This window comes from Neisseria sp. HMSC065D04, from assembly GCF_001815675.1.
Taxonomy (GTDB): Bacteria; Pseudomonadota; Gammaproteobacteria; order Burkholderiales; family Neisseriaceae; genus Neisseria.
In genome coordinates, this window is sequence record NZ_KV821487.1 from 24873 (window position 1) to 36071 (window position 11199).

An 11199-nucleotide genomic window follows, 5' to 3' on the forward strand; every position below is an offset into this window, starting at 1 on the left:
TTGTCCTGATTTAAATTTAATCCACTATAAAAAAGCAGGGGTGCGTGATGGCATCCCTGCTTTTTTATGTGGTATGTGAAAACCACATACATCGGATTTTCAAAAGCCAACGGATTCGCAGCCGACAAAAAACGGTCAGACCAAATGTTTTGCCAAAAGATTAAGGGCAAACTCGACAGCCTGTGTTCTGACGGCTTCGCGGTCGCCGCTGAAGACTTGCATCTGTTCCAATGATTCGGTCGGCGTGGACAAACCGAACCAAACCGTGCCGACAGGTTTTGCCGCGCTGCCGCCGCCCGGGCCTGCGATGCCGGAAATACTGAGGGCGTAGTCGGCTTGGGCGACGGCTTTCGCGCCGCGCGCCATTTCGTAAACAGTCTCGCGGCTGACCGCGCCGTGTTGCAGCAGCGTGTCGGGCATGACGCCGAGGCGCTCTTCTTTGGCTTGGTTGCTGTAAGTGACGAAACTTTGATGAAACCATTGCGAGCTGCCTGCAATGCTGGTGAACGCGCCCGCCAACAGACCGCCGGTGCAGGATTCGGCGCATGTGACGGTTTGGCGGTGTCGGGTCAGGTGTTCGGCTATGGTTTGCAGGGCGGTCATGGGATGTCCTTTCGCTGGGCGGGTTTCCCCGAAATATGGGGTTGGGTGGAGACCCTATTATATAGTGGATTAACTTTAAACCAGTACGGCGTTGCCTCGCCTTGTCCTGATTTAAAGTTAATCCACTATAGAAGGATTGCAGAGAGTGGGCGAAAGGTCGTCTGAAAACCGGAATCCCAATTTTTCAGACGACCTTTTGTGCTTTGCCCTATCCGTTAAACCGCCAGCCGCCCGTAGCGTGGGTTCTACCCACGGATGAACAAGAAGGATTGGATTCGGATGTTCGGGCGGAAAATCGCAGGCAAAGCCCACGCTGCGGATTGGTTTATCCTAAGCCTTACCTATTTGAACAAAAGGTCGTCTGAAACCGAAGTTGGTTTTCAGACGACCTTTTTCTGTTTGACGGGCAATTATGCGCCGAACACTTTCAAACGGTTTTCCACAGGCTCGAAGGCTTTTTCACCGGCAGGCGCTTCGATGCCGCCGATAACCATTTGCGCGCGCAGAAGCCAGCTTTCGGGCAGGTTCCATTCTTTGGCGATGGCGGCGTCGGGCAGCGGGTTGTAGTGTTGCAGGTTCGCGCCCACGCCGGCGGCGGCAAGCGTTGTCCAGACGGCGTATTGCGTCATCGCGTTCGCATGGTCCGCCCAGACGGGGAAGTTGGCGGCATAAGAAGGGAACTGCTCTTGCAGGCCTTTGACGACGTTTTGGTCTTCGAAGAACAAAATGGTCGCCGCGCCTGCTTTGAACAGGTTTAATTTTTGCGCGGTCGGCTCGAATTGTTCGGCAGGCACGATGGCGCGCAAAGCGTCTTCAACAAATTGCCACACTTTGCCGTGTTCTTCGCCGAAAAGGACGACGACGCGGGTGGATTGCGAGTTGAAGGAAGAAGGCGTGTGTAAGACGGCATGTTTGACGATTTCGCTGATTTCTTCGTTGCTGACAGGTAGGTTTTTGTTCAGCGCGTAAATGGAGCGGCGGGTTTCGGCCGCTTGTTGCAAGGTTTGATGAGTCATTTTGTTTTTCCTTTGATTGATGTTTAATCGGTTGGCGGGTTTAGAAATCTATTCGTAAAACCCGCTTTGCTTGTTTTCAGACGACCTTTGGGTCTATCAGGATTTGTCTTTGCCGAACATATTGTCTAATGCCAATGAGCCGCCGCCGGCTGCTGCCAGATAGAGGAACACGAAGCAGAACAATACTGCCGATTCGCCGCCGTTGGCAAGCGGGAACAGCGCCGAACCTTGGGAGGCGTGTGCCATGAAATAGGCAGCCGCCATCTGACCGGACAGGATGAAGGCGGCGGGACGGGTGAACAGTCCGAGAATCAATAGGATGCCGCCGGCGATTTCCAAAATGCCTGCCACCAACATCAAGCCTTCGGGCGAGCCGCTGCCCATGGATGTCGGGAAGCCGAAGAATTTCGACGTGCCATGCAGGAGGAAGAGGTAGGCGGTTACGATACGCAATACGGACAATAAAATAGGTTGGATACGGGCGCAGGTTGCAGACATGGGGTTCTCCTTATCAAAAATGCGGGGTTTAAATGAAAACTAATCTTATCTGTGCAGTATAGATAATTACTGCCGGTAGATATATACTTCTTTTATTGATACAACGTTTCCCTAAAAGAAAACATGGATACCCTGTTCAGCCTTAAAGTTTTCCGCCAAGTTGTCCAAAGCGGCAGCTTCACCCGCGCCGCCGAGCAGCTTGATATTTCCACCGCGATGGCGAGCAAACACGTCAGCCATCTGGAAAATTCGATTAAGGCCAAGCTGCTACACCGCAACAGCCGCAACCTCCACCTGACCGAAGCGGGCGAAGAATACTACCGCCAATGCAGCTACGCGCTCGATACGCTCGACACCGCGGCACAAAAGGCGGCAGGCGGGGCGGACACGCCGCAGGGCATGTTGCGCGTAACCATGCCGCTTTGGTTTGCGGGCAATTTAATCGGCACTTGGCTGGCGGAATACCGCGAACGCTATCCCGAAGTCACGCTCGATCTGGTGCTCGACAACCGCCACGTCGATTTGATTGCCGAAGGCTTCGACCTTGCCTTGCGCGTGGCAAAAACCCTGTCGCCCTCGCTTATCGTCAAGCCGCTGGCGCAAATCCAATTCGTCCTGCTCGCCTCGCCCGAGTATCTGGCGAAACACGGCAAGCCGCAAACGCCCGAAGAGGTCATGCGCCATCCCGCCATCCTGCCGACCTACACCGACCAGCGCAATTTGGAAATCACCCATCGGGAAACGGGTGAAAAAAGTATTCTGACGCTCAATCCGGTGATTCAAAGCGACAATACGCTGATGATACGCGAATTGGTCAGGGCGGGCGCGGGCATCGCCTATCAGCCGCTGTGGTCAGCCAGACAGGATTTGAAGGAAGGCAGGTTGGTCAGCCTGCTGCCGGAATATCGGGTGCGGACCGAGCAATTAAACGCGGTTTATGTGGACAGGGCGTTTTTGAGCGCGAAGGTGCGCAGCTTTATCGATTTTCTGAACGAGAAGATTTCGGCGGAAGGGGAATAAGGATTGAGGATGAAGGTTGGCAAAAGGTCGTCTGAAAACGGGAAACGGTTTCAGACGACCTTTTGTTTGTGCGGCGGTTTATTTGACCTGCTGCATGTATTTTTTCAGACGACCCTTGCTCTGCATGGCGCGGTTTTCCAGTTCGTCCACGACGGCTTGCGCTTTGGCTTTATTCACCGGTTTGCCGACCTGGATCACGCCGCTCATGTTCATCATGCGGTGCGGCGGGCAGGTATAGACGTACACGCCTTCTTTGTCGAGTTTGAGGGTGAAGTCTTTGCCGTCTTCGGACAGGAAGTCGGCAACGCCGTCGGGCAGGGCTTTGCTTTGCACCCAGTGGCCTTTGTTGGCGGCTTTGAAGGTTACGGTGTCGCCGACTTTGGCGTTGACGTAGCCGGGTTCGAACACCATGCTGCCGTCTTTGCCGTTGTCGAGCATTTTGACTTCGTGGTTGGCGGCATATGCGCCGAGGGAAGCGGTCAGCATGAGGAGGAAGAGGGATTTTTTCATGGGGGGAGTCCTTTCTAAGGATAAAAAATATGGGACGGGCTGATGAGTCGAAGAGGTAAGCCCTCTCCCTAACCCTCTCCCGCGGGAGAGGGGATAAGTTGCAGGGAGATCGCAGGCCGGATGCTCAAATCCGACATTTCAGGAGCGGATTGTTGATTGTCAACCGTCGTCATTCCCGCGCAGGTGGGAATCCATTGGAATGACGACGGCGGTTAAGTTACGCACTCTGCCGCATCGGGCGGATAACGGGCAGGCCTTTGCTGTCGTATAAAAGTTCGATGTCCACTTTATACAACCTGCTTATCATATCCGCCTGTAACACGTCCTGCGGCGCGCCTTGCGCTTGTACTTTGCCTTCGCCGAGCAGAATCACGCCGTCTGAAAACTGCGCGGCGAGGCTCAAATCGTGCAAGACCATCAGCGTAACCAGATTGTGTTCGTGCGTGTATTGCACCACGCGCTCCAAGAGGTTCAACTGGTGGTGCATATCCAGCGCGCTGACCGGTTCGTCCAGCATCAGGATTTCGGGGCGGCGCAGCATGACTTGGGCAAACATGACGAGCTGCCGCTGTCCGCCGGAAAGCCGCATGACGTCGCGGTGCGCCAGATGGCCGATGCCCAGCTCCGCCATGATACTTGCGGCTTCGTGCAGCAGTTCGTCGCCGACGTGCATGTGCAGCGCGTCCATGCGGCCAAGCAACACGACTTCCAGTGCGGTCAGCGAGGCTTCGGCGGCGGTGTCCTGCGGCATATAGCCTATGCGTTTGCGCCAGCTTTGCAGGTGGATTTTGCTCAACGCTTCGTCGCCGTAGCGGATGGTGCCTTTGTGCGCCACTTCGCCGAAAATCGTTTTCATCAGCGAGGATTTGCCCGTACCGTTCGGGCCGAGCACGGAATAGACTTTGCCTTGTTCCAGCGTCAAATCGATACTGTCGGCGACCACATAATCGCCGCGTCGGATATGTACGTTTTCCAGTCGGAGCATTTTGGACGACCTTTAAGCAAAGAGGGCGGCAAACCAGTTTTTAATACGTTGCCATAGTGACGGTTCGGCGACGGTTTCGGCTGATGCCGCAACAGTGTCGGCAGCCGCTTGTTTGTTGCAGTCTTCCAAACCGTCGCAACCCAAACGGATAAAGAAAGTACCCTTCGGCTCGACCGGCAGGTATTTACGGTGGAATTCACGGTAGGTCTCTTCCGGATTCACATCGGCAAAGGCTTCGGGATACAACGCTTTGGCGATAAATTGGGCGGATGCCAAATCGGAAAGCGAACGCGAAGCAGTATGGTAAATGCCGAACACACGGCCGTTTCGGACAGCGGGAATTTCCGCCCAACCGGCACGCCGGATGAAACCCTGTAAGCGTTTTTGCGCTTCGGCGGCTTCGATGCCGATGCCCATCGCCATTGCCGCCGGCTGCTTCAGTCCGGCTTCGGTGCCGGAAATAATCACAACGTCGGGCTTGGCGGCAAGAAACTGCTCGGGATTAATCGCCCCCCAGTCTTTGATGAAGGCTGCGGCAATATTGTCGCCGCCCACTGTATCGGCAATCGCACCCCACATATTTTTGCCGAAAGTAAAGCTATGTTCGGCAGGACCCTTGTCTCCGAACTCGATATAGATTTTCGGCTTGGGCTTGCCCGCTTCGGCCACGCGTTTTTGAATGTCGGCTATGCCTTGGGCGTATTCGCCGGCAATCTGCCCTGCACGCTCCGGCGTACCGGCGATTTCGCCGAAAAGTTTGGCACTGGCGGTATGGCGTTCGACCGTTTGCGCATTGAAATCGACCACAACCACCGGAATGCCGGCTTTTTCGAAACGCGGCATTTCTTCTTTCAACACGTCATACTGCCAATCCGCCAACACCACCACATCGGGTTTCATTGCCAAGGTTTTCTCAAACGAAAATGTACCGGCGTTCACATTGCCGATGTCGCCGATGTTTTGCAGCGAAGGGATTTTGGCGCGGTAGAGCGACCAACTGCCGGAGTTGAATTTCTCCCAAAATTCGCGCGAAATACCGACCACATTGTCAAATTTATCGACACCGGATACGGCAATATAATCAGGATAATAAAAGCCCAGCACCACACGTTTGGCAGGCACATCGACCCGCACTTCGCGCCCGCGTACGTCGGTAAGCGTTTTCACTTCGGCACAAACACCCTGCACGGCAAGACTGAACAAGGCAGCGGTTAAAATACGGCAAATAGGTTTCATTGGTTCTCTCTGTAAAATAAAAAAACAGTTTCAGACGACCCCGTCGCAACAAAAGACCGTCCGAAAAAACTTACCGCTTGGACAATACAATCCAAAAGAAAAACGGTACGCCGACAAACGCGGTAACAATCCCCACCGGAAACAGCGCACCCGGGATAATCACCTTGGACAACACGCTGGCGACCGATAAAAACGCCGCCCCTGTCAGCATCGCGCCGGGCAGGAAAAAGCGTTGGTCCTCACCGAGCAGAATCCGCGCCACATGCGGCGCGACCAGTCCGATAAAGCCGATTACGCCGACGAAACTGATTGCCGTCGCCGTCATCACCGCCACCAGCACCAGCGTTTTCAGGCGCAAAAGTTGCAGATTGATGCCCAGCCCGACGGCGCGTTCTTCGCCCAAGCGCAGCGCAGTCAACTTCCACACATCGCGTGAAAGCAGCAGCACGCATACCGCCGTAACCGCCGCCGTAACGATGACCGTTTCCCAAGTTGCTTTGTTCAAACTGCCAAACAGCCAAAACAAAATCTGCTGTGAAATCTCAGGCGCGGCGATAAATTGAATCAGCGACAAAATCGACTGAAACAGAAACAACAGCGCAATCCCGACCAACACCAGCATCGCCGAATTGAAGCGGCGTGCCGAGGCAAACAGAAACAAGATGCCCGAAGCCAGCATGGTCATCACAAACGCGCCGATGGGAACGGCGACCGTTTCAGGCAGCCCGAAACCGCCGAACGCAATCACCACCGACGCGCCCAAACCCGCCGCCGCCGCCAAACCCAGCGTATAAGGGCTGGCCATCGGATTATTCAACAACGTCTGAATCTCCGCTCCGCCGACACCCAAAGCCGCACCGACCACCAGCGCCATCACCGCAATCGGCAGGCGCAGATCCATCACAATCAGGCGGTTCATTTCATCGACTTCGGGTTTGCCCAGCAAAACATTGACCACTTCGCCGACAGGCAGCGTGTCCGTCATCGCCGGACCGGTGGCGATGTCGAATAAGAAGCTGACCGATGCGATGATTAAAAACATCAAAACAATCAACCAACGCTTGCCTTCCAACTTGCGCTGGTTTTTCACAATCTCGGCGACAACCGAATCATTCATTTTTTAAGCCTTTGAAATTAAGGAACAAGGTCGGACATCCATGCCCGACAATCTCTTTTGTCTGTATCCGTTTTGAAGGGTGGTTTTTTTGAAAATCGGGATAACGGCGTTCCAAAACGGCTTTGCCCTCTCCCTAGCCCTCTCCCACGGGGAGAGGGAATCAGATAACTGAAGTCCGACCATTGTTGTGATTCTCTACAATTTGCTCCCTCTCCCACGGAGAGGGAATCGGATAACTGAAATTCAACTATTGTTGCGATTCCCTGCAATTTGTTCTCTTTCCCACGGAGAGAGGGAATCGGATGACTGAAATCCGACCATTGTTGTGATTCCCTGCAATTTGTTCCCTCTCCCCGTGGGAGAGGGCTAGGGAGAGGGCAAAACAGTCAAACCCACCTGAAGCTCTCTGTTCGGCACGATAGGAAGTCGTAGCGTGGGCTTTGCCCACGAAAACAGGGAATCCCATACCGTTTGCCATCATTTCCACAAACGTTATCCGCGGGCAAAGCCCACACTACGGTTCTGTATAAAACCCATGCTACTTTCAGACGACCTTTCGCATAAAAAGGTCGTCTGAAACCCGCAAACCAGCCTTACTGCCCTTTCGGATACAGGTAGAACGTACCGTTCGGCACGACAGGCAGGTTTTGGCGGTAGAAGTCGGTATAAGTTTTCTCAGGATTGAAGTCTTTGAACAACTGCGGATAAATCGCTTTGGCCATAAATTGAATTGATGCGCCGTCGGAAAGCGTGCGCGAGTTGGCGTGGTAGGCAGCGTAGAGGCGGTTGTTTTTAATCGCAGGCAGGTTCGCCCAGCCGGCGCGTTTGGCAAAACCGGCCAAGCGTTTTTCCGCTTCGGCTTTCGGAATGCCCCAACCCATCACCATAGCGGTCGGGCTTTTTTTCAATTCGGTTTCGCGGCCGGTAATCACGATGACGTCGGGTTTGGCGGCAAGGACTTTTTCGGGATTGATCGGGCCGTAGAACTCGACTGAAGAAGCAGCGATATTGTTGCCGCCAACCAGCGTCGCCATCGAACCCCACATGCTCTTGCCGAAGGTGACGCTGTGTTCCGCCGGGCCTTTGTTGCCGAACTCGACATACACTTTAGGCTTGGGCAGATTGGCTTTTTTCACGCGCGCTTGGATGGTGTCGGCGATGCGTTTGTAGTCCGCCGCCAATTTGTCCGCCTTTTGTTGCTGGCCGGTCAGCGTGCCGATAAGCTTGGTCGATTGGATGTGTTTGGCGACCGTTTGCGCGTTGTAGTCCAACACTACAATCGGAATGCCCGCCTTGTTGATGCGGGCAAGGTCTGAACCTAGAGCCTTGTACTGCCAGTCCGCCAAAATCAGCAAATCGGGTTTCAACGCCAATACTTTTTCAACGGAGAACGTGCCGACTTCAACCTCGCCCACATCGGCAAGCTGGTTCAGCTTAGGCACGGCTTTGCTGAACGCCGCCCAGCTCGGCGGCGCCCAGTCGGCCCAAACCGCTTTGGAGAAGCCGACCACATTATTCAGCGCATCCTTGCCGCCGATGGCCATGTAGTCTTGATAATAAAAGCCCAAAACCACGCGTTTGGCGGGCAGGTCGACGGTTACTTTGCGGCCGTTGACATCGGTAATTTGAACCGGTTTGGCATAAGCGGCGGCAGTGCCGAATGCAAATGCGGCGGCAAGGGCAAGGGAGGAGAAGCGCGACAGTTTCATTAGAGTAAAATCCTTTTAATAAATAATGTTATATCTAATTTAGATATGAATAAGAATCTTTCTTATTTTTAATGCGAGCCTAATGGATTTAAAATAAACGGAAAAGTTCCGTTATTCAGGGAAGTTTTTATTACAAGCGTGATGGTGTTTATTGTTCAGACGACGCCTGCCGTTTGCCCGATATAGTGGATTAAATTAAATCAGGACAAAGCGACGAAGCCGCAGACAGTACAGATAGTACGGAACCGATTCACTTGGTGCTTCAGCACCTTAGAGAATCGTTCTCTTTGAGCTAAGGCGAGGTAACGCCGTCCCGGTTTAAAGTTAATCCACTATAGAAAAGGTCGTCTGAAACATCAAGCAAAGACATAACCCCTTGTCAATATTCTGTCATTTCATTTTTCGAAAGTCCGCCATGCTGACCATTACCACCTGCCTCACCTACCCCGAGCCGCCGTCCAACCTGCTGCCGCTGGCGGATGCACTGACGCACGACAACATCCCCACCGCCTTCGCGCCCTGGCAAAACCGCCCGAAATCCGCCTTCATCCTGCCTTTGTGCGCATGGGATTATGCAGCGGAGCCTGAAGCGTTTGGGCAGTGGCTGACCGAAGCGGAAGCGTGCGGGCAAAGGTTTATCAACCCCGTCGGGCTGATGCGTTGGAACATGGACAAACGCTATTTGTGCGATTTGGCAGAATGGGGAGCGGACGTGATTCCGAGCGTGCAGACGTCGTCTGAAAAAGAAAAATTGGAAGACATTTTAAAAAATCGGGGCTGGCGGGAAGCGGTCGTCAAACCCGTTATCGGGCAGAGCGGGCGCGGCGTGGCGAAAATCAGGGCGGGAGAAGTGTCGTTGAAAGCGGAGGATTATCCGCAAGGCGTCATCGTCCAGCCTTATATCCGCGAAATCGAAACGGCGGGCGAAACCTCGCTGGTGTTTTTGGACGGGCAATTCAGCCATGCCGTACTGCGTATGCCGCCCCAAGGCGAATGGCGCGCCAATTCCGCCTACGGCGTCGCCGTCAGCCCTGCCGCGCCGCCGAAAAAAGCAATCGAAACCGCACGGCAGATATTGGACATGCTGCCTGAAATACCGGCATACGCCCGCATAGACGGGACACTGATCGGCGACAGGTTGCTGCTCAACGAATTGGAACTCGTCGAACCCGCCCTTTACCTGCATACCGCTGAAAACGCAGTTGCCGATATGGTGCAGGCGGTAAAGCGCGTTATCGCGGGTTGATGATAAAGAACCAATGCAAAAAAGGTCGTCTGAAAACAAAGGTAGCGGGTTTTAAACCGTGCTATGCTTGTTTTCAGACGACCTTTTTAGTAAAACCGACTGCGTTCGGCAGTCAACCTTTGATCGGTATTACAATTTGGGCTCCCCCATCCAGACTGCGGCGAGTGCGACGATGGATACCAAACTGATGATCATGATTAAATTTAAAAACAAAATTGACATATAGCCTCCGAAATGTTTGCTGTTGTGTTTATTATTGATACTGCCGTTCGGTATCATGGCGTACCGTAAGGCAGTTGGCGGCTTCATGCGGATACCCTTTTATAGTGGATTAACTTTAAACCCGTATGGCGTTGCCTCGCCTTGTCCTGATTTAAAGTTAATCCACTATATTGAACCGCTTTGCCGGGCGGGTAGAATAACATTGTCAGAATAGTTACTTTGTGTATTTACCTAATTTATCAGTAAGAAAAAGGCAATAATTATCAACAATCAATAAAAAGCACTATCACTTTCGGATGTTTTTTATCAAACATGGCTCATTAACAGGAAAACTTTTCCAAATCTCTATTTTTATTTGATTTATGCACAATTTTCATATCCGTTTCCGCCGCACGGCGCTCATAGCCGGTGTGGTATTTTTGCCTTTGGCGGTATTGATTGCCGTCCGTTTGCACACGCACGGCGGTTTTGAATTTGAAAAACCTTTGATGATGTGGGTCCACCATAACATCGGCGAAGGCTTTTTCCCTATTGCCACTGTTTTGCATTATTTGGGCAAAACCGCCATCGCCGTACCTTTAATCGGCATCGCGGCATGGTGGCTGTATCGTGCCGGCAACCGTCGCGGTGCGTTGTTTTGCGTGAGCGCCGCCTTGATACCGACGCTGAATATGCTGCTGATTAAAGATTGGTTCGAACGGCCGCGGCCGCTGTTTTGGCCGCGCATGATTGAAGAAACTAATTTTTCGTTTCCCAGCGGACACAGCACCTTTTCCGCCGCCATCGCCGTTATGATGATTATGTTGTGCCGTGAGACGCCTTATCGTCGTGTCGCGTGGCTGATCGGCATTGCTTTTGCCCTGAGTACCGGCTTTTCGCGCGTTTATCTGGGCGTGCATTACCCGACCGACGTTTGGGCGGGCTGGACAAACGGCACGCTGACCGCGTTGTTGGTTTATTATTTCGTGTTCAGGGGTCGCTATCTTTCAGACGACCCGGCTGTTTCCCAAATATAGTGGATTAACTTTAAACCAGTA

Annotated in this window: 12 protein-coding genes; 3 read left to right on the forward strand and 9 right to left on the reverse strand. The window is 53.2% G+C overall.

The annotated features are described in order from the left end of the window. Window positions 1–135 precede the first annotated feature (135 nt). The 3 genes from HMPREF3050_RS02310 to HMPREF3050_RS02320 form a co-directional block, all read right to left on the reverse strand. A complete protein-coding gene (locus HMPREF3050_RS02310; RefSeq protein WP_009312532.1) occupies window positions 136–603 on the reverse strand; it encodes a CinA family protein in 468 nt (155 codons plus the stop codon). Window positions 604–1013: 410 nt separating this feature from the next. After that, a complete protein-coding gene (locus HMPREF3050_RS02315) occupies window positions 1014–1619 on the reverse strand; it encodes a nitroreductase family protein (RefSeq protein WP_070773303.1) in 606 nt (201 codons plus the stop codon). A gap of 96 nt (window positions 1620–1715) precedes the next feature. Then, complete coding sequence (locus HMPREF3050_RS02320; RefSeq protein WP_070773304.1) at window positions 1716–2117, reverse strand: DoxX family protein; 402 nt, start codon at window positions 2115–2117, stop codon at window positions 1716–1718. Window positions 2118–2240: 123 nt separating this feature from the next. Here HMPREF3050_RS02320 and HMPREF3050_RS02325 point away from each other — a divergent pair, with 123 nt between their 5' ends. Then, window positions 2241–3137, forward strand: coding sequence for a LysR family transcriptional regulator (locus HMPREF3050_RS02325; RefSeq protein WP_003743316.1), 897 nt, complete (start codon window positions 2241–2243; stop codon window positions 3135–3137). 78 nt (window positions 3138–3215) lie between these two features. Here HMPREF3050_RS02325 and HMPREF3050_RS02330 read toward each other — a convergent pair whose 3' ends face one another. The 5 genes from HMPREF3050_RS02330 to HMPREF3050_RS02350 form a co-directional block, all read right to left on the reverse strand. Continuing rightward, window positions 3216–3647 (reverse strand): plastocyanin/azurin family copper-binding protein, encoded by a 432-nt coding sequence (locus HMPREF3050_RS02330; protein WP_003743313.1) that lies wholly within the window; start codon window positions 3645–3647, stop codon window positions 3216–3218. A gap of 217 nt (window positions 3648–3864) precedes the next feature. Then, window positions 3865–4632, reverse strand: a complete 768-nt coding sequence (locus HMPREF3050_RS02335) for an ABC transporter ATP-binding protein (RefSeq protein WP_070773305.1) — start codon at window positions 4630–4632, stop codon at window positions 3865–3867. A gap of 12 nt (window positions 4633–4644) precedes the next feature. Beyond that, window positions 4645–5868 carry an ABC transporter substrate-binding protein gene (locus HMPREF3050_RS02340; protein WP_003755726.1) on the reverse strand — a complete coding sequence of 408 codons (1224 nt, stop codon included), beginning with the start codon at window positions 5866–5868 and terminating at the stop codon, window positions 4645–4647. 70 nt (window positions 5869–5938) lie between these two features. Continuing rightward, window positions 5939–6985, reverse strand: a complete 1047-nt coding sequence (locus HMPREF3050_RS02345) for a FecCD family ABC transporter permease (protein WP_003755728.1) — start codon at window positions 6983–6985, stop codon at window positions 5939–5941. Window positions 6986–7578: 593 nt separating this feature from the next. After that, window positions 7579–8694, reverse strand: a complete 1116-nt coding sequence (locus tag HMPREF3050_RS02350) for an ABC transporter substrate-binding protein (protein WP_070773306.1) — start codon at window positions 8692–8694, stop codon at window positions 7579–7581. 415 nt (window positions 8695–9109) lie between these two features. Between HMPREF3050_RS02350 and HMPREF3050_RS02355 the strand changes: the two genes are divergently transcribed. Next, complete coding sequence (locus HMPREF3050_RS02355) at window positions 9110–9940, forward strand: ATP-grasp domain-containing protein (RefSeq protein ID WP_070773307.1); 831 nt, start codon at window positions 9110–9112, stop codon at window positions 9938–9940. A gap of 129 nt (window positions 9941–10069) precedes the next feature. Here the strand turns inward: HMPREF3050_RS02355 and HMPREF3050_RS02360 are convergent, their stop codons facing one another. Continuing rightward, window positions 10070–10249: a preprotein translocase subunit SecD gene (locus tag HMPREF3050_RS02360; protein WP_246830207.1), complete on the reverse strand. Its 180-nt coding sequence runs from the start codon at window positions 10247–10249 to the stop codon at window positions 10070–10072. Between the two features lie 275 nt (window positions 10250–10524). On the opposite strand from HMPREF3050_RS02360, the gene HMPREF3050_RS02365 reads away from it, so the two are divergent. Beyond that, on the forward strand, window positions 10525–11178 hold the full coding sequence (locus tag HMPREF3050_RS02365; RefSeq protein WP_070773308.1) for a phosphatase PAP2 family protein: 654 nt from the start codon (window positions 10525–10527) through the stop codon (window positions 11176–11178). Window positions 11179–11199 lie beyond the last annotated feature (21 nt).

Excerpts from the sequence above, each read along its gene's own strand:
- HMPREF3050_RS02325 (WP_003743316.1), top strand. The coding sequence starts at position 2,241 with ATGGATACCCTGTTCAGCCTTAAAGTTTTCCGCCAAGTTGTCCAAAGC.
- HMPREF3050_RS02355 (WP_070773307.1), top strand. The coding sequence starts at position 9,110 with ATGCTGACCATTACCACCTGCCTCACCTACCCCGAGCCGCCGTCCAAC.
- HMPREF3050_RS02365 (WP_070773308.1), top strand. The coding sequence starts at position 10,525 with ATGCACAATTTTCATATCCGTTTCCGCCGCACGGCGCTCATAGCCGGT.
- HMPREF3050_RS02320 (WP_070773304.1), bottom strand. The coding sequence starts at position 2,117 with ATGTCTGCAACCTGCGCCCGTATCCAACCTATTTTATTGTCCGTATTG.
- HMPREF3050_RS02330 (WP_003743313.1), bottom strand. The coding sequence starts at position 3,647 with ATGAAAAAATCCCTCTTCCTCCTCATGCTGACCGCTTCCCTCGGCGCA.
- HMPREF3050_RS02360 (WP_246830207.1), bottom strand. The coding sequence starts at position 10,249 with ATGAAGCCGCCAACTGCCTTACGGTACGCCATGATACCGAACGGCAGT.
- HMPREF3050_RS02335 (WP_070773305.1), bottom strand. The coding sequence starts at position 4,632 with ATGCTCCGACTGGAAAACGTACATATCCGACGCGGCGATTATGTGGTC.
- HMPREF3050_RS02310 (WP_009312532.1), bottom strand. The coding sequence starts at position 603 with ATGACCGCCCTGCAAACCATAGCCGAACACCTGACCCGACACCGCCAA.
- HMPREF3050_RS02315 (WP_070773303.1), bottom strand. The coding sequence starts at position 1,619 with ATGACTCATCAAACCTTGCAACAAGCGGCCGAAACCCGCCGCTCCATT.
- HMPREF3050_RS02340 (WP_003755726.1), bottom strand. The coding sequence starts at position 5,868 with ATGAAACCTATTTGCCGTATTTTAACCGCTGCCTTGTTCAGTCTTGCC.
- HMPREF3050_RS02350 (WP_070773306.1), bottom strand. The coding sequence starts at position 8,694 with ATGAAACTGTCGCGCTTCTCCTCCCTTGCCCTTGCCGCCGCATTTGCA.
- HMPREF3050_RS02345 (WP_003755728.1), bottom strand. The coding sequence starts at position 6,985 with ATGAATGATTCGGTTGTCGCCGAGATTGTGAAAAACCAGCGCAAGTTG.